At 72.8% G+C, this 19,494-nt stretch carries 5 protein-coding genes; 1 reads left to right on the top strand and 4 read right to left on the bottom strand.

Features of this window, described 5'->3' with window-relative positions; genetic code table 11:
* Positions 1-103: 103 nt before the first annotated feature.
* On the bottom strand, positions 104-3,478 hold the full coding sequence (locus tag ABT023_RS15340; RefSeq protein WP_350885727.1) for a BTAD domain-containing putative transcriptional regulator: 3,375 nt from the start codon (positions 3,476-3,478) through the stop codon (positions 104-106).
* 308 nt (positions 3,479-3,786) lie between these two features.
* Between ABT023_RS15340 and ABT023_RS15335 the strand changes: the two genes are divergently transcribed.
* A complete protein-coding gene (locus ABT023_RS15335) occupies positions 3,787-6,678 on the top strand; it encodes an AfsR/SARP family transcriptional regulator (RefSeq protein WP_350885725.1) in 2,892 nt (963 codons plus the stop codon).
* Positions 6,679-6,738: 60 nt separating this feature from the next.
* Here the strand turns inward: ABT023_RS15335 and ABT023_RS15330 are convergent, their stop codons facing one another.
* The 3 genes from ABT023_RS15330 to ABT023_RS15320 all read right to left on the bottom strand — a co-directional run bounded on the left by ABT023_RS15330 (position 6,739) and on the right by ABT023_RS15320 (position 19,176).
* On the bottom strand, positions 6,739-8,736 hold the full coding sequence (locus ABT023_RS15330; protein WP_350885723.1) for a tachylectin-related carbohydrate-binding protein: 1,998 nt from the start codon (positions 8,734-8,736) through the stop codon (positions 6,739-6,741).
* A 459-nt stretch (positions 8,737-9,195) separates the two neighbouring features.
* A complete protein-coding gene (locus tag ABT023_RS15325) occupies positions 9,196-9,372 on the bottom strand; it encodes a hypothetical protein (protein WP_350885721.1) in 177 nt (58 codons plus the stop codon).
* 36 nt (positions 9,373-9,408) lie between these two features.
* Complete coding sequence (locus ABT023_RS15320) at positions 9,409-19,176, bottom strand: RHS repeat-associated core domain-containing protein (RefSeq protein WP_350885719.1); 9,768 nt, start codon at positions 19,174-19,176, stop codon at positions 9,409-9,411.
* Positions 19,177-19,494 lie beyond the last annotated feature (318 nt).

Here is a 19,494-nt window from a genome sequence, read left to right as displayed (position 1 = left end):
CTCCGTACAAGGTCGATACAGGCCCCTCACAGGCCCGGCCGGAGCCGCCCTCGGCTACGCCGCCGAGAGACGTTCCGCCGCTCCGGCGGGCCGGGCACGACGGTCAGCGGCCTGCCGTCAGCAGATCCCGGAGGCGGTCGGCCAGCACCTGCGCGCCGACTGCGCGGTACGCGGCGACGGCCGCCGCGACCGTCGCCGGCGCCTCGTCGGCGTCGGTGGCGGCCAGGCAGCGGGCGAGCGCCGCCAGCGCATCCGCCTCGACCATCCGGAAGTCGTGCGCCGTCGCCAGCTCACGGGCCTCCGTCGCGCAGCCCCGGGCGAGCCCGTGCGCTCCCAGGCCCAGGTGCACGACGGCCAGCCCCACCTGTGCGCGCGCGGCGAAGTAGGGATAGCCGTTCTGGCGTGCCATGTCGAGCGCCTGCCGCAGGAAGAGCAGCGCCCCGGCGGGGTCGCCGCCGGCCCGACGCGCCTCCCCCATCGTGCACAACAACGCAGCCTGCGCCCGCTGGTCCCGGACGATCACCGCGAGGTCGTACCCCTGCTGGGCGGCGCTCAGTGCCCGGGTCGCATCACCATGCTGCGCGTAGAGCTGACTCAGCTCGTCCAGGGTGGACAGCTCTCCGTGCATGTTGGACCGGCGCCGGTAGCCGGCCAGCGCGGCCGTCAGGTGCATCTCGGCCGCGCGTTCCTGACCGAGCTGGCGCAACACCATGCCCAGGTTGCCCCGGGTGGACAGCACCGACGCCGTCCGGCCGGCTGCCGCGTTGATCCGCAGGGCGTCGCGCAGGCACTCCGCCGCCTCCGCCAGCTGGCCCTGATCGGCATACATGGCACCGAGCCCGTTGAGCGCCAGCCCCCGCACCGCCGCCAGCTCGGCGCGGTCGCCGCACAGCCGCAGCGCCTCCCGGTACCCCCGTTCCGCCTCGTCCAGGCGGCCCTGCTCGGCCCGCACCACGCCGATGTTGTGCCACAGGTACGGGGCCGCCGCCGGCCAGTCCGATCCCCGGGACAGCCGCTCGCCGGCCCGGTAGTCGGCCAGTGCCTGCGCGTGCCGGCCCAGCGCCCACATCGCCTGCCCGCGGCTGAGCAGCATCGCGGCCCGGCCGGCCCCGTCGGCCGCCCCGCTGGCGGCCCGCAGCCCGGCTTCGGCGGTACGCAGCCAGCGGTCGACGTGTCGGCGGATCAGGAAGTACCCGCGTAGCTGGTCGGCCAGCAGCCAGCTCAGTTGCGGCCGAGCGCTGTCCGCCGCCCGCTCGACCAGCGCCAACAGCGCCCCGGCCTCCGCATCCAACCAGCGCAGCGCCGCCTCCTGGTCGGCGAAGGGCCCGCCGCCGGAACTGGTGACCAGCCGCACCATGCCCGGGTTGAGCAGTTCGACCGCCTCCGTGGCCGTCCGCAGCGACCAGGCGTGCAGTCGGTTCCGGGCGGCCTCGGCGTCGGCCGGGTCCTCCTCGTCCACCAGCCGCGCCGCGTACAGCCCGAGCAGGTCATGGAAGCGGAATCGCTCGGCGGTGTACTGCAGCAGCATGTTGGCGTCCAGCAGCTCGCCCAGCACCAGGTCAGCCTCCCCCTGGCCCACGCCGAGCAGCTCCGCGGTGGCTTCGACGCCGAAGTCGTCCCCGGGATGCAGCGCACACAGCCGGAACGCCCGGCGGATCGGCTCGCTCAGGTCCTGGTAGCTGAGCTGGAAGCTGGCCAGCACGCTGGTGTCGCCCGCGCTCAGCTGGGTCAGCCGGTGGTTCTCGTCGCGCAGGCGGTGGGCCAGCTCCGACGTGGTCCAGGCCGGTCGGCTGGCCAGCCTTCCGGCGGCGATGCGCAGCGCCAGCGGCAACTGCCCGCAGGCGGCCGCCAGCTCGCGGGCGGACTCCGGATCGGCCGAAACCCGACCCGCGCCCACGGTCGAATCCATCAGCCGGACGGCGTCCACGGTGGACAGGGTCGCCAGGTCGACGACCAGCCAGGGCGACAGGTCGGGCAGCCTGCGCCGGCTGGTCACCAGCGCGTCGCTGCCGCCCGGGCCCGGCAGGAGCGCCCGCACCTGCGCCGCGTCGCGGGCGTTGTCCAACACCAGCAGCATCCGGCGGTCGGCCAGGGTGCTGCGCAGCAGCGCCGACGCCTCCTCCTCGTCCGGCCCTATCCGGCCGGCCGGCACCCCGAGCGCGCGCAGGAAGCGTCCCAGCACCCCCATCGGGGTCGCCCGCCCGCTGGGACCGCTGCCCAGGTCGGCGTACAACTGACCGTCCGGATACTCGTCCCGCAGCCGATGCGCCAGGGTCAGGGCAAGCGCTGTCTTGCCGACCCCGGCCGAGCCGCTGATCAGCACGACCCGCATCGACGCCGGGACGGGTCGGACCAGCTCAGCGCCGATCCGATCCAGTTCCCGCTCGCGGCCGACGAAATCGGACGGCCCCGCCGGCACCTGCCGGATCAAGGTCGTCCGGGGCGACGGGGCGACGGTCGGCGGCCACTGCTGCCGAAGCACCGCCTCGTACGCGTGGCGGAGCTGCGGCCCCGGGTCGACGCCGAGCTGTTCGATCAGTGCCCGGCGGACCCGGTCGTACGCGGCCAACGCCTCGGCCTGCCGTCCGGACGCCACCGCCGCCATGATCAGTTCGGCGTGCAGTGGCTCGTGCAGTTCCAGCCGCTCCGCCAGCTCTCGCAGCAGCGGCAACACCTGCTCCTGCTCGCCCAGTTGGCGGCCGAGCGCGGCGGCCTGGCACAGCAGCGTCGCGTACTGCTCGAACAGGGCGGCGACCAACGGGATGCCGCGCAGCTGCTCCACGTCGGTCTCGCCGCGCCACAACCGGGCCGCCGCGAGCAGTTGCCCCAGCGCCCGCGCGGGGTCGTCGGCGGTGTGGCCTGCGGCGACCAGCTCACGGAAGCGCAGCAGGTCAAGGTGGTCGGCGTCGAGCGCCAGCCGATATCCGCTGCCGGCGGCAACCAGAACGCCTGTCCCCTCCGCCCCCCACAGGCGGCGCAGCCGGCCGATGTAGCTGTGCAGCATGTTCAGCGCGGACGGTGGGCGAGCCTCACCCCAGAGCAGGTCCATCAGCTCCTCGCGCCCCACCGCCTCGCCCCCGGCCAGTGCCAGCCGGGCCAGCAGACAGCGGTGTTTCGCCGAACCGAGCCGCAGCTCGGTGTTGCCGTGCCGAAGGAGCAGCGGGCCGAGCACCGCCACGGTCAGGGACCCGGCACCGGCCGGTCGTGGGGACTGCGCCCGCCGCGACCGCGCCGCCGGCACCACCTGGCCCAGCAGGGCGGCGGTGTCCGCCCCCGCCGCCCCGAGGTAGTGGGCGAGCGCGTGCAGGGTGGCGGTGCGGGGCACCCGGGTACGCCCCTGTTCCAGATCACGGATCGCCGCGATGCTGACGTTCGCGGAAACCGCCAGGTCCCGCTGGGTGAGACCGAGTTGCTCGCGCAGCCGTCGCAGCTGCGCCGAAACGGGCTCGGGCGCGTCGCCGACTCCCTGACCGGCCATCTCGGACACCCGAATCAGCGGCTGTGCCTGGCCGGATGGAGCGTTTCATCGAACACAGTGCAGACGGTACTTCAATCTGGCTGTCCCCATACCCGGCCGCTACGGCACCTCCGGTGGTACGACGGGCCGCCGCTCCCGCCGATGGTGCACCGCTGGCACGCCGGACCGTCGACCGAGTACCCGCTGGCAGCAACCTCTGGGCAGCGATATGGCGGTACGGTTGTCCAGCGGCGGGCGGTGCGCCGCGCACCGCCCGCCGAGACCGCTGCGCAGTCGGGGCCACAGGGTGCGAAAGGTGATCGTGTCACATGCGGTTCAACCTGCTCGGCCCGTTGACCGTCGAGAGCGCCGCCGAGCAGGCGGTCCCGCTCGGCTCCGGAAAACAGCGGCAGCTGCTGGCCACCCTGCTGCTGATGCCCAACGAGGTCGTCGGGACGGCCCAGCTGATCGCGGCGCTGTGGGGCGACGAGCCGCCGGCCTCCGCCCTGGCCAACCTACGCACCTACGTGCTCGGCCTTCGCCGCCTCCTGGACGCCCCCGACACGCCACAGCGGATCGTCGCCGACGCGGGCGGCTACCTGCTGCGGGTACGTCAGCAGGAACGCGACGTGGACCGGTTCGATGCCGCCGCCGCCCGGGGACGAGCCTGCCTGGCCGTCGGGGACGCCGCGATGGCGCAGGCCGAACTGACCGTGGCGGTCGACATGTGGCGCGGTGACCCGCTGGCCGACGTGCCGCTGTCCGCGCTGACGGCGGGTCGGGTCTCCGCGCTGACCGAGCGGTACCTGCTGGCCGAGGAGGACCTGGCGGAGGCGACGTTGCAGCTCGGCACCCCGGGCGAGACGGTACGGCGGCTGCGCGCCCTGCTCGAGCGTCATCCACAGCGCCAGCACGCCTGGGAGCAACTGATGCTGGCCCTGTACCGCCTGGGCGACGTCACCGGCGCCCTGGACGCGTTTCGCACTGCCCGGCGGACCCTGGCCGAGCAGACCGGGCTGGACCCGGGGCCGCGGTTGCGGCAGCTGCACGAGGACATCCTGCACAACCGCGATCCGAGCGGCCCGGTGGTGAGCCCGCCCCGGGCGACCAGCTCGACCGTCCACGACCTGCCGCCGGCGGTGGAGCCCTTCGTCGGGCGCACGACCGAGATCGCAGCCGGCCGGGCGGAACTGGCGGCCGGCGCCGGGGCTGTCATCGCGCTGCACGGTCCGGGCGGGGTCGGCAAGTCGGCGCTCGCGGTGCACCTGGCCCACCTGAGCGCCGAGCACTTCCCCGATGGCTTGCTCTACCTGGACCTGCGCGGCGCGGAACCGGCCGCGCCCCCGATCGACGCCCTCGGCCGCCTGCTGCGCGCGCTCGGCGTGCCCAGCGGCGCGGTGCCCGTCGACGAGGCCGAGGCGACCGCCGCCTACCGCCGGTACGTCGCCGGCCGGCGGATCCTGGTGATCCTCGACAACGCGCACACCGCGGCCCAGGTCGCGGCGCTGCTGCCGGCGGGGCCGCCCAGTGCCGCCATCATCACCAGCCGCCGCCACCTGGCCACCCTGCCCCGCGGGCGGCACCTGCCGGTCGACGTGCTGCCCGTCCCCGACGCAGTCGACCTGCTGGGCCGAGCCGGTGCGGGCGAACGGATCGCCGCCGACCCCGCCTCCGCGCACCGCCTGGCCCTGCTGTGCGGCAACCTGCCGTTGGCGCTGCGGGTCGCCGCGGCCCGGTTGGCGAGCCGGCCCGGCTGGCCACTGGCGGCGTTCGCCGACCGGCTCGCCGACCCCGCCCGGCGCCTCGACGAGTTGTCCTACGACGACCTCGGCGTCCGGCGCACCCTGCGTCTGGCGTACGAGGCGCTGTCCGAGGGCGACGCACACGAACGGCTGTGCGCCCGCGCGTTCCGGCTCATCGGCGCTGTGCCGCTGGCCGTGATCAGCGTCGGCGCGGTCGCGGCCCTGCTCGGCCGGGGGCCCGAGGAGGCGCACACGGTGGTGGAGACACTCGCCGACCAACGCCTGCTGGAGCCGCGGCAGCCCGGCCGGTACGAGATGCACGACCTGCTGCGCCTCCTCGCGTACGAACAGGCGCAGGCGCACGAGAGCAGTGTCGATCGCGCCGCCGCGCTACGGCGGCTGGTCGAGACCTACATCGTGGCGGCCGAGCGCGCCACCGCCCTGGCCAATGCCGGTTGGACCCCGACCGACCCGCTGCCCGACCCCGTCGGGCCGTGGCAGACCTGGCCGGAGACCGCGGTGGAGGTCAGCGGGTGGTTGGACACCGAGCATCCCAACATCGCGGCGGCGGTGGCCCGGGCCAGCGAGACGGACGGCGAGCCGGCCCGCCTGGCGGTGCGCCTGGCGTGGCTGAGCTACGCGTTGTTCTGGCGAAGCGGCTACCCCGCCGAGGCGCTCGCGTTGATCGATCGCGGCCTGGCCCTGACCACCACGCTCGCGCTGCACACCGAGTACGCGGTGACCCTCTACTACCGGGCGAAGCTGCGTCAGGCCGACGGTGACCCGGCCGGCGCCGAGGCGGATCTGCTCGCCAGCGCGAAGGTGGCCGAGGATCTCCAGGATCACCTGTGCCTGTCAGCCTGCCTCGACGCGCTGGGCAACCTGCACTACCTCACCGGCGATCCGGTCCGGGCGCTGCGCCGCCACGAACAGGCCCTGGCGCTGCGGCGGCAGCACGGGACAGCGCTTCACGTCGGCGGCAGCCTGAGCAACATGGCCGACGCGCAGTTCGATGCCGGGCAGCCGGAGCAGGCGCTCATCGGCGCGCGCGAGGCGCTGCGCGTCGCCCGCCGCATCGGTGCCACCGGGCTGGAGGGCGCCGCTCTGACCATGCTGGGCCAGCTCGAGTGCCGGGCCGGCGACCATGACGCAGCCGAGCGGACGCTGACCGAGGCCATGGCCCGCACCGCCGCCACCGGCGACCTGCCCACCCAGTGCGAGGCCGCGCTGGCCCGGTGCGCCACGCGGCTGGCCGGTGGGCGGCCCCGGCGGGCGCTCGACGACGCCGTCTCGGCCCGCGACCTCGCCAGCCGGATCGGCGACCGCTATCTGCGCACCGTCGCCGCCCGCGCGATGGTGGCGGCCACCACGGCCGAGGGGGGATCGCCGGCCGGGCACCGGCCGGACACCGAGGCGGCGGACCCGCGGGGGCTGCCGGGTTACCGCTCACCGATGTACGAGAGCTTCTTCGGTCGATGACCGCCGTGCGCCGGAGAGGGGTCGTTGGCTGGCCGCCCACGCCCCCTCTCCGGCCTCCGATCAGCGGGGGGCAGGCGGATCGGGGAGTTCCTGCCGGAGGAAGACCGGGCTCGGGGTCGAGCCGGTGGCCCCGCTCGCCCGATCGGCGTCGCCCACCCGGGCGAGCGCCTCCTGGACGGTGTACAGCCGCAGCGTGCCGCCGGCGGTCCGGGTCAGGTAGGCCACGTTCGGACCGTTGGCGTTGATGAATCCGAATGCCGTCGGATCGGCGGCGTAGGTCTCGAACGCGTCCTGGGCCGGGATCCAGGCGCCCCAGGCGCCGCTGCCCTGCGCCGTTTCGGCGGAGTAGTGGATGTAGCCGTCGGAGCCGCGCGCGAAGACCCCGATCCGGCCGGTGGCCGGGCTCAGCACCGCGCTCGGCGCACCCATCACCACGGAGCCGGAGCCGCCGACCGCCGCCCACGCCCCGGTGAAGGTGCCGTCGACACGGCGTTCCGTGGCCATGATCCGGCCCGCGCTGTTCCGGGCGAAGATCCGCATCCGGTGGCCGGGCAGCACCACCACGGCCGGGGTGCCGGTGAAGCCGCTGCCGCCGAGGCTGGTCCACGCCTGCAGCGTTCCGCCCGCGTACCGGGCCGCCCGCAGCGTGCCGGCGCTGTCCAGGACGACGACCAGCGCGCTCGCGTCGGCCAGCGGCACCGCCAGCGGGGTGCCGGTCAGGCCGCTGCCGCCGAGCTTGCGCCAGGCCAGCAGGTCCGGGTGCGCCGGGTCCTGCCAGCGGGCCCACAGGGCGCCGCCCGCGTCCACCGCGAACACCACCTCACGCTCGTTGGACAGTCGCACCACGGCGGGACCGGAGGCCATCCGACCGCCCAGGTCGGTCCAGCCGCCCCAGCCGGGGCTGCCGACGGAGGACTGGGTGCGGGTCCAGACATCGCTGTTGATGTTGCGAGCCGTGATCCGTACCAGGTTCTGCGTGGTCTCGGACAGCGCCGGCACCCCGCTGAACCCATCGCTGCCGGAGACCGCGGTGAGTTGCAGCGAGCTGAAGTTGTCCGGGTTCATCCGCCCGTGCAGCAGCCGGCCGATGTTGTCGGAGTGGGCGAGCTCGATGCTGTTGGAGGTGGCCTGCGTCACGGCCGCGGGCGCGTGCTGGACCACCTGTACGGGCGGCCGGGCCGGCACGTGCGACGCGGTGAGCTTACAGGCGTCGGTGACGGCGGCCACGTTGCTGAAGGCGTTCCAGCCGCTGCCGACGATCCGCTGCGTGATCGCCCAGGTGCGGTTGTCCTCGCGGAAGCGGTACTGCGTCAGGGTCCCGCCGTTGTCGATGCCGAACAGGGTGTCGCCGCCGGCCGAGAAGATGCCCCTGGTGAAGGCGTTCCAGCCAATGCCGAGGGACTCCTGGTACTCGAGCCAACGCTGGCTGTCCGGCTCGTAGCGGGAGCGGAAGAGCCGGCCGTCGGTGGCGTCCCGGGCGTACAGCACACCCGGGCCGGCGGCGACGACAAGGTCGAAACGACCCCAGCCGGTGTCGAGCAGCCGGTTCGAGAAGAGCCACTTGCCCGTAGCCTCGTCGTACCGGTGGACGCGCAGCCTTCCCTCGCCGTCGACGAGGTAGAAGTCGCCCCGCTCGTCGACGGTGATCTTGTTCCGGAACCCGGCGGTGGCGTACTGGGTGAAGCCGGTGCTGATCCGCTGACCGCCGACGCCGTTGATCGACTCCCAGCCGCTGCTGGTCCAGCGGTAGCGGTACAGGCCATTGGCGTTGATGCCGTAGAGCCGGCCACCCGGGCCGCCGACGACCCGGCCGAAGTTCTGCCAGCCCGTACCGCCGGAGACGGCGGTCGACCAGGTGGAGTTCGCGCTGCCGGGCGCGTTGAGGGGGTAGCGATAGATCGTGCCGCTGGCGGCGGCGGCGAAGACCGACGTCTGGGCGACGCAGCTCACGGTGTCGGCAGCCCGCGCGGGTGCCGGTTGGGCCACCGCCAGCAGCGTCGCTGCCAGCGCCGCGACCTGCGCGGCGGCCAGCCGGGCACGCCATCGTGACCGATTCATAGCGATCCTTTCGATCATGCCGGCGACGCGGGTCGTCTCCCGTCACCGATGGACGGTGCCGGCAACGACCCGATGGACGGTCGGCTGTTCAAGATGAGAAGTTGGCGGTGCTGGCCTCGCTGACGGCGAGCAGGTCCCACTTCCTGGCACCGATGCCGCAGCTGGCCGACGAACGTGGAACTCCGAAACCCGCGGTGAGTCGCATGTCCACCCCTTCCGTGCCGCAGTGTCACGGCGTCGGGGTGACGCTAACCAGTACCGGTGGGACGGCGACGACGCCGCACATCCCGTACTCCGGCCCGTACCTCGGCCCACGCCGACCGGGTGGGCGCGACGACGCCGCGCCCACCCGGTGCGTGCGCTACGCCGGCGGGGCCGGAAGGGTGTGCGGGGCGAAGACGCCGCCCCCGATCGGCGCCGACGTCGACAGGTTCCGACCGGTCGCCGCGGCCAGGCCCGTCAACGGTTGCCGCTCGCGGCGTTGCCGGGCAGCGCGACGTAGTCGCCGCCCAGCCCGGCCGCGTCCGCGGACACGGGCGCCGGCCGGACGACCGTCACCGCGGACGCCGCCAGCAGCAGCCCCAGCACCGCCAACGTCCGCACCCCGAGCGATCTGGGACTATATTTTGTGAACATTTAGCTCCTTGTCGGGTAGAAGGGCGATACGCGACATCACCGGGGTCTCCGGCTGGCGATCGTCTTGATGACCAGCCGTCCCGTGTGACCGAGTGCGCCGACGCTGAGGCTCACGGAGAGGAGAGGGTCGAGGACTGTCTCGCCGGGGATGAAGTTGTCGCCGACGCCCTGAGCCGATTCCACCGTGTCGATCGCGTTGTTGAACCGCTCCCGACGCTCCAGGGTGCCGCCGATGATGTCGGTGCCGTCGTTCACGATGTCGCCCCTGCCCCCCGGGCAGGTGCACGGGCTGGGTGCCTTGTCGAGCAAACCGGACAGGTTGGTCGGGCCGTGGACCGGGCAGGCGGGGTCGGTGTTGTGCACCAACATGTCCAGGCCGCCGACGATCACGAAGAACGTGTGCAGCGTGTCGACGGAGAGGTTGTACACCCGCTTCCGTTCGGTCCACTCCCTGGTGGCCAGCGCGGTCGCCGTGCCGCCGGTGGACGTCTGCAACTGGTCGCCGGGGGCCAGGTCACCGGCCTCCACCCAGCGCCGGCCCTGCGGCGACCAGAACGGGTGGCCCTGCGTCGCGGTGACCGTGCCGCTCGCCGTGCCCGCCTCGCCGTCGGTGTCCACCTTGACCTCGACGAGCTCCTTCTCGCCCTCGCCGACGATGACGGCGTTGACCGCGAAGGCTCCGGTACGGCCGGTCGTGGGGTCGGCGGCGAGCACCTTCTCGCCCACCTTGACCTTGCTGATCGGCTTGGTCGAGCCATCGGCCATCCGGACCAGGGTCTCGCCGCTGAAGCTGTTGCCGGTGGCGCAGGAGGCCACGTCGGAGACGTTGTCCATGGTGTGCTTGGCGTCCCTCAGCTTTGACCCGCCCCGGGCGACGTCGGCGATCTCGTCGGCGTGCCTGACTGCCAGGCTCCCCACCCGCGCCGCGCGCACCGCGCCGCCGCCGACGCCACCGAGGGCGTAGCCGGCGACCGTCGCCACGGTCCAGGCACACGCCTCAAGGTCGCCCTTGGTCACGCAGTTGACCAGGTCGGTGACGCCGACAGCTTCGGCGACCACGCTCAGTGCGCTCTGCACGTACGGCGCCGCCGCCTGGGCGAAGTCCGCCACCGCCTCGGCCGCCTTGGACACCGTCTCGACGACCACGCCGGCCGCCTGGACAGCCGCCTGGTAGATGACCTTGGTGGCCTGGACCGTGTCGGCAACGACGTCCCGGACGGTGGCGACCACCGCCGCCGGGATGTGCGCCGCGGCCGACACCACCGTCTTGATGGCGGAAATCACCGGCTTGAGCACGGCGGCGACAGCCCTGATCGGGTTGTGCCGGGCCACGTACTCGATGGCCCGTCGCGCGGTCTCCGTGATTCTCTGCTTCGCCACGTAGATCGCCTGCCGCGCCTGTGCGGCCTTCTGCCTCGCCCAGTTCACCGCGCCGGCGGTGGCCTTGCTCACCGACTTGATCGCGCGGGACACCTTGCCGCCCACCCAGGTGGCCGCGGATCTGATCTTCCCGCTGACCCAGCCGACGACGGCGCGGGCCTTGTGGTAGATGGCCTTCGCCGCGCTGGAGATCGCATTGGCCGCCCGCTTGATCGCCGAGCCGACCCAACTGGCCACGGATTTCACCCCGGACCAGACGGCGCTGGCCACCCTCTTCACCCCGGACCAGACGGAACGGGCCGCCCTCTTCACCCCGGACCAGGCCTTGGAGGCAGTCTTCTTGACCTTGTTGATCACCGACTTGCACCAACCGCAGGACGGCCAGCGCCCATCCGGGTCGACGTTGGCCAGCGGATCGCCCGCCGCGTAGGTGTACCGGTTGGCCAGGATCGCGTCGCCGCTGCGGTAGTCGACCGTGTCGCGGGAGACGAACGCGCCGGTGCCCGGCTCGTACCAGCGCGCGCCCATGTCGACCTGCCCGGTGGTCGGGTCGGTCCAGTCGCCCTGGAAGCCCAGGTCGCCCGTGTCGCCCTCGGTGGCGACGACCTCACCGAAGGGGTCGTACGCCGTCGAGTCGGTGACGTCGGTCAGGGCGGTGTCGGCCGGGTCGATGCCGGCCACCACGTCGCCGTGCCCGTCGGTGACGGCCAGCAACTCCTCGGCACCGGTTCCGACGGCGACGACCTCACCGGCCGGCCCGCGGGAGTAGCGGCCGGTGCCGTCGGTGACGACGTCGTCGGCCGTGCCCGCGTAACCGAACGAGACCCCGCCGCGAGTCGCCACCCGGTCCAACGCGTCGTACGTGTAACCCACCGTGCCGGCGGCGGTGAGCCGGTCGAACGCGTCGAACGCGTACGACTCGGTCAGGCCGGAACTGGTCCGCGAGGCGAGCGTGCCACGCGCGGTGTACCTGTACGTGTAGTCCGAGTCGGACAGCAGGCGGTTGCGCTCGTCGTACGTGGCGGTCTTCGCCCCGGCCCGGGTCCGGTTACCGGAGGCGTCCCAGGCGTATGCCACGGTGCCCTGCGGGCCGGTCCACGAGACCAGACGCCCGGCCAGGTCGTAGGCGTAGGTGTGGTTACCCGCCCCGACCGTCCCGGTCGTCTTCTTGCCGACCAGCTTGTCCTCGAGGTTGTAGGTGTAGCCGACCGAGCTGACCGACTGCCCGGCCGAGTTGCGGGTGACGTCGCTGGTGACGCGCGCCAGGTTGTCGTACGCGAAGGCGCGGGTGCGGCCGGAGCCGTAGTCGATGCCGGTCAGCTGCCCGGCGCTGTCGTAGGTGTAGCTCTGGGTCACCCCGGCGATGCCGTCGCGGATCGCGGTGAGCCGGCCCCGGTTGTAGGTGTAGGCGGCCGTCCCGGAGGCGTCGGCCCGGCTGGTCAGCTGACCGTCGGCGTCGTAGCCGAAGCTGGCGGTGCCGGCCCGGCCGGTGGAGTTGAGCAGGTTGCCGCGGTCGTCGTAACTGAACGTGTCGGTGCCGACCGGCGCGGTGGCCCGGGTCAGCCGGCCGGTCAGGTCGTAGCCGAGGGTGCGCTCCGGGGTGCCGGCGCCGCTGCCGGTCTCACCGGTCAACCGGCCCGCCGCGTCGTAGCTGCGGATCCGGGTCACCCCGCCGGGCGCGGTGATCTTGCCCGGCTGCCCGGCGATGTCGTACGCCACCGTCCAGGTGCGGTCGGTCGCGTTGGGGTGCGCGGTGGTGGCCGGTTCGATCTGCGACTCCAACATCCCCCAACTGTTGTAGGTGGAGATGGTGCGGTTGCCGCGCCCGTCGGTGTAGCGGGTGCGGTTGCCGGCCGCGTCGTAGCCGAAGCTGGTGGTGATCGAGGTGGTGGCGGTGACGGGCTCCACCTGCCGGGTCGGGCGGTCGAGCGCGTCGTACTCGTAGGTCGTGGTCACGCCGCCAGGGCTGGTCGAAGAGGTCATGTTGCCCACGGCGTCGTAGCCGTAGGTCTGGGTACGCAGGACCGAACCGTCCGGCGCCACGTCGGACTCGGCGGTGATCAGCCCCAGCGGGTCGTAGTCGACCCGCTCGGTGCGGCCCAGCCCGTCGCTGACCCGCACCTGCCGGCCGGCGTAGTCGTACCCGTAGCTGGTGGCCACCCCGGCCGGGTCGACCACGCGGGTGAGCTGACCGAGCGGGTCGTACACGTTGGAGGTGGTTGCGCCGCCCGGCGACACCATCGACGTGACGTTGCCGGCGTCGTCGTAGCGGTACCGCGTGGTGAGGGTGCGGGCGGTGGGGTACCGCTCCAGCACCGTCGTGGTGAGCTGCCGGTCGAGGTCGTCGTAGGTCGCCTCGGTCCGGTTGCCGGTGGGGCCGGTCGCCGACAGCATCTGGCCGGTGCGGGTGTAGCTGTACCGGGTCACGGCCCGATCCGTGACGCCGGTCGGCTCGTCCCGGCTGACCAGCCGTCCGAGCTGGTCGTAGGCGTATCGGGTGGCGTTGCCCCGAGCGTCGACGGTCTCGACCACGTTGCCCGCGGCGTCGTAGCGGGCCGTCGTGGTCGGTTGCAGCGAGCTCACCCCCGCCGGCGGCCAGTACGTCGGGGCGGCCTGGCCGACCTGGCGGCCCACCCGGTTGTAGGCAAACTTGCTGACGTTGCCCCTGGCGTCGGCCAGGTGCACCGTCTCGTCGAAGGTGTTGTAGCCGGTGACCGTGGTCGGCGTGACCGTGGCCGGCGCGCCGCCGTTCTCCTCGGCGGCCACCGCCGGAACGGTCGCCCTGACCTGGCGGCCCAGCTCGTCGTACTCGTAGCTGGTGATCCGCCCGGCCGGGTCGGTGCTGGCGGTCAGCAGGCCACGCTGGTCGAAGGCGTTGGTGGTGACCCGGGCGACCGAGCCGGCGGTGACCGTCTGGCGGATCGGGTTGCCGCTGTCGTCGTAGGCGTAGTCGACCTGCTCGGGGGCGGTGGACATGGTCCACGGCACGTTGGACGCCCGGCCGGTGCGCGTCATCCGGGTGGCGTTGCCCATCGCGTCGTACGTGTACGACGTGGTCAACGCGGCGCCACCGGGGTTGACCACGACACTGGCGACCTGGCCCGCCCGCGTGAACGTCTGCTGGGTGACCGAGGTGCCGTTGGCCGCGGCCTGCCGGGTGAGATTGCCGGCGCCGTCGTACGTGTTCTCCTCCACGACGTAGTCACGCTTGGCGCCGTCGGGGTCGCGGAAGTTCTTCATCACGATCCGGTGCAGCTGGTCGTCGCCCTGGTACTGGTACTCCAGCCGCCGACCCATCGCGTCGGTGTCGCTGACCATCCGCCCGGCGTAGTCGTACGAGTAGGTGTGCAGCACCAGGTAGTCGCCGGTGCTGGGGCCCCCGTCACCGGTGTACGCCCGCAGCCGGACCTCGGCCAACGCGTTGCGCGCGGTGTAGGCGTAGTCGTACCGGTTGCCGTTGGCGTCCACGACCATGGTCTCGTTGCCGAACCGGTCGTAGTTCTTGACGGTCTCGTTGCCCTCCGCGTCCGTGACCTTGATCGGCCGGTTGTGCTGGTCGTACTCCCACGTGGTGGTGCGGGTCTCGTCGTCACCGCGCACGTCGTCGACGTCGACGCGTGTCACGTTGCCGTCCACGTCGTAGGCGGTCGTCGAGCGCTTCTGGTGCGCCTGACCGGTCACCTTGTCGGTCGTGACCGGCCCGGTGGTGCCGACCAGCCGCGACAGCGCGTCGTAGGTGGAGCTGGTGACCACCCCGGCCGGGTAGGCGTTCGAGGTCTCCGTGGTGGTGAGCGTGCGACCGAGCGCGTCGTAGGTGTAGCTGGTGACCGCGCCCGACGGCTGCGTGGCCCGGTACAGGTCGCCGTTCTGGTAGTAGGCGTAGCGAGTGACCTTGCCGCGCGCGTCGGTGCTGCTCAGCAGCAGACCGGCCGGCACGTTGCCGCCGCCGTACGCGGCCTCGCCGCCGGTGGTGTAGGTGTGGCTGACCGTGCTGCCGTCCGGGTTGACCTGCGTCGCCAGCTCACCGGCCGGGGTGTGGGTGTAGGTGGTGCGGTAGGTGTTGTCGGTGGCGCTGGCCGAGCGTCCGTCCCGCGACTCGGTCGGCCGGTCGTTACGCGGGTCGAGCGGGTCGGTCACGGTCGCCGGATAGGTCGTGTAGCTGGTGTCGCAGACGCTGGTGGTACGGCAGGTCCGCTTGGACGTGACGTTGCCGCGCTCGTCGTAGGTCATCCGTACGGCGTCGCCGTTCTCGTTCGTGACCACGCTCTGGTTGCCGCGATCGTCGTACTCGAACGTGCGGATCGCCATCCCTTCCAGCGGGTGCCGCACGAACACCGGCCCGCCCGCGTCACCCGGGATGATCGTGCAGAACGCCGGGTCGCCCGGGTCGGGGGTGGAGCACACCTCGGTCGGCGGCGGTGACGGTGACGGTGTGGGCGAGGAGGGCCGGTCCTCCTCGCGGGTCTCCAGACCGAGCGGGGTGCCCGAGCGCAGCAGTTGCCCGGTGAGCGCGTCGTACTCGTACAGGTGCGGCCGGTTGGCCGGGTCCAGCACCTGCACGCTGCGGCGCAGGTCGGTGGCGCCGCCGTACACCAGCGGGGCGCCGATGGTCCAGGTGCCGCCGTGCCGGTCGGTGTGCTTGGTGGCCCGGTCGGCCGCGGTGTCGTACGTGAACTGCGCCGCGATCTTGCCGCTGGGCAGGGTCACCGTGGTCAACTGGTTCGCGCCGGCGGCGTACTGGTAGTGCGCGGCGACCGCCGCCTGGCCCAGCGGGTGGGAGTAGACGGCCACCTCGTCGATCGCGCCGGTGAAGTACCGTCGCGCCGTCGCGCCCCAGGCCGGCCAGGAGGCCGGCGAGGTCGCGTACGCCGCGCCGAGCTGGTTGAAGGTGAGCAGCGAGTGCTCGACCGTCGCGCCGGTGCGCTCGGCCACCTTGGCGCCGTCGAGGTAGAGCGTCTGCACGCCCCCCATCGCCGACAGCACGACGTGGTGCCAGCGCCCGTCGTTGACGACGGCGGTCGAGGCCAGCGGCGCGATCGTGGGGCCGCCGAACTGGCCGCGAAGCCGGCCGTCGGTGCCCACGTAGAGCGCCGGCACCCCGGTGGTGGACTCGGCGCCGAGCGCCTTGTCCTGGTAGCCCAGCAGCGGGCCGCCGCTGCCGGTGACGCTGTTCTTGAACCAGAGCTCGACCGCGCCGTCACGGGGCTTCTTCACCGCGCCCTTGGGCAGCTCGACCACGGAGGAGGTGCCGTTGAAGCTGGCCGCGGTGTTGCCGGTGCCGGTCAGCGCGCCGGCCGTGCCGAGGGTGACGCCCGTGTAGGCGCCCGCGTCCTTGCCGAGGTTGACCGCGACCTCGCTGCCGGCGGCGGCGCCCTGCGCCTCGCCCAGACGCCAGTACGACTCCGGCTTCGCGTCCAGCATCCCGGTGCGGTAGTGCGAACCGGCGGCGTGGCCGTACTGGGTGCAGACGTTGCCCGGGGCGCAGACCGAGGTGAGCAGGTCACCACTGTAGGTGTAGGTCCAGGTCGGCGCCGTGCCGTTGACCGGGTCCGCGGCGACGCTGACCACGTGCGCACCGGACCAGGTGAAGACCAACGACCGGCCGGCGGTGTTGGTCTGGCTGTTGGAGACCCGGGCCCGGGCCAGCTTCCCGTCGGTGGTGCTGTAGGTCAACACGATCGACCGCAGAGCGGCATCGGTGATCTTCGTCAGTCGGCCGGCGGCGGAGAACTGGTAGGCCATCTTCGCCTTGTCCACCAGCGTCCAGACGGTGCCGTTCCAGGTCAGCGACGCGGTACGGCCGGACGGTGCGGCGAAGGTGCCGTCCGGGTTCTTGCCGAAGCGCACCTGCTGGCCGTCCGGGTAGGTGACCAGCACGTTGCCGGAGCCGTCCGCGTCGGCGACGAGGCGCATGTCGTAGCGGGTCGACCAGCCGGCCCCGAACGCGCCGTCGCGCCGCGGGTCGAGGCTGTTGTAGGTGCGGACCAGATTCAGCTCGGGACCGACCGTGGTGACCGTGGCATCCACCGCGGTGGTGGAGACGTTGCCGGTCTGCGCGTCGAACTCACGGTCGCGCGCCGCGGTCGTCGCGCCCGCGATCCGCGAGGTGATCTCCGGCTGCGGCACGGAGGTGAGCAGCGTGGAGCGCGGCGACGACACCTCGTTGCCGCCGTCCTTGACTATCACCCGCCACTGGTAGGTCTTGGTCCAGTACAGCCGGCCGGCCGGCACCGTCCAGGCGGTCTTGGCCTGGAAGCCGGAGTCGAAGCAGCCGGTGGTGCCGCCGGACGCCGTCTGCTCACACACCTCGAACTTGTAGGTGAGCGACAGTCCCGGGGGCGCGTCGATGTCCACCGCGCGCGCCCACAGCTGCGGGGACAGGGTCGGTGCGGAATACCCGTTCGGCGGGTAGAGCTCCTGCACGACCGGCGGGATGTCGATGACCTCGAGCACCATCCGGGCGGGCGGCACCTGGTGGTCGGTGAAGACCACGCCGCCGGTGCGCACCATGGTGAAGTCGAGGAAGTACCTGCCCGGCGGCATGGCCTTGATGGTCGCGTCGAGGGTCACCCTGGCGCCACGGGCCACCGGGGCGGTCAGGTTGGCCGCGCGCTGCTGGGAGACCGCCGCGCCGGTTTGCGCATTGTAGGCGCGGTAGGCCAGGTAGTAGCTGCCCACCGGCCACGCCTCGGCGCTGAGGTTGGTCACCGTCACGGCGACCCGGCCGGCCTGGTTCTGCAGCACCGGCGGGTTGGGCACCGGCTTCGGGATCTGGTACGAGGCGTTGTACGGACTGTGCGTCACGTACAGCCTCGGCGGGTTCGCCGTTCCGTTGCCGGTGAACCGCTTCCCGCTGAGCGGATCGGCCGAGGCACGCAGCGACAGGCCGTTGTTGGCCTGTTCCCCGTTGACCCAACGCTGCACCAGGGCGGCCCCGGCACCGCCAAGGTCGAACGCCTCGGCCGCAGCCGGGCAGGCCGACTGATTCTGGCCGAACGCGACATAGCCGTGCGCGAACGACTCGCCGGCCAACGCCGCGCCGACAGCCGGGCCGGGATAGGAGTAGCCGCTGCCCGCCGACCACCCGGCCGTCACCGGGTGCACGGTCACCTCCCGCGCCTGGCAGGAGTCGGAGTCGTAGTTCACCACCTGCAGCTGCGCGCCGAAGATCGTGTGGTAGCGCAGCCGGTCCACCAGGCCGCCGAACTTGATGTACGACGCGGCGTTGGTCCCGCTCACCGTGCCGACCCGCAGCTCGGTGCCGCCCGCGGCGGAGCTGGAGCCGTGCACGTACATGGCCGAGTCGGCGGTGCCTGCCGCGACCGGCAGCTCCACCGTCGGGTCCAGCCGCACCGGGTAGACCCGGGCCTGGTCGCGCAGCCACCCGTCGTCGACCGAGACCCGCAGCGTCGGCCTGCCGCCGATGCCGAGCAGCTGGTACCTGACGGCCGTCGAGGTCACCGGAACGGGTGCGGCATCGATGACGTAGCCCGGCGGGAAGACGGCCCGCACCGTGCCGGCGGCGTCGGAGAGCCGCACCGAGTTGTCGTGCACCGCCGCGGTGAGCCCTTCGAGGCGCAGCGGGAAGTCGTACACCCGCGGCGCGTCCACGGAGCGCAGTACCAGGGTCTCCTTCAGCGCCCCGGGGCGCGACTCCAGTTCCAGGTCCACCTCGGGCAGCACCCCGCGGTAGACGACCAGCGCCCCGTCGGCCCGTCCGGGCACCGGCGCGGCGCCGGCCAACCCGTACGACACGGACTTGCCGTCGGGGAGGGCGAAGCGGGCCAGGGCCGGGGCGTCGGCCCGTGCGGCGAGCCGAACACCCACCGCGTCGGCCGCGTTGCGCCAGCCCGAAGCGGTGTCGGCGGTCAGCTTCGGGTCGATCGGCGCCCAACCGCCCCCGGGGGTCCGGTAGTTGATCGGCGCGGTGGAGAACACGGTGGTCTGGGAGCCGTCGGTGTTGGCGTACACCTGCTGGTAGGCATCGCGCTGCTGCGCCAACTCCCGGCTGCTGGTCGGCTGGTAGCCACGCGCCGGCACCTTCGGTGGCTGCCCCAGCGAGGCGGTGTTGGCCGGGGCGGTCGGCTGCTGCGCCAACGAGTGCTGCGGATAGCGCGATCGTTGGGAGGCGGGGATCTTCCGGTTCACCTGCTGCTGCGCGGCGGCCGCGGCAGTCTTCGACGGCCCGTCCCACCGCTGCTGCGGTGCGGCGGCGTCACCCTCGCCCCGGGCCGACTCGGCCCCCGTACTCGACATCGCATTCTGGCCTTCGACCGGCTGGGGCAGATCCCCCGTCCCGCTCACCAGGATGACCAACGCCATCGTCGCGGCCAGCCCGCTGACCAGTGTTCGACGCAGGGGCGGGCGCGCACGGAGCAGGTCCACGGTCCGGCCACCTGACGCGCTCATGTTGCCGTCATGCATCGCAGACCTCCGTGACGCGCGAGTTGCTACCCCGCATCGCGGCTCCGCGATGCCGCCAGTTGAATATCGCGGCACACTGCGGCACATCGCCAGCTATATGGAACCGTTATCCGCAGCAGCCGTTCAACCGCTGCCGGTATCCGGCTGAACACCTGAAACGCGTGCCCTGAAACGCGTTCGCCGACGTCGTCGAACGGCTCCCCACGGACGGCCTGCACGCCGTCGGGGACCACTCCCCACGAGCGCCTTCCGCCAGGCAGGGCCCAGCCGGGCGACAGTGGGCAGGCGACAACCGTCGCGGCCAGGAAGCGCACCCGG

It is taken from the genome of Micromonospora sp. NPDC002296 (genome assembly GCF_040296145.1).
GTDB lineage: Bacteria > Actinomycetota > Actinomycetes > Mycobacteriales > Micromonosporaceae > Micromonospora.
Note: the sequence above shows the minus strand (reverse complement) of the source record. Positions and strands in the feature narration are given on the sequence as shown.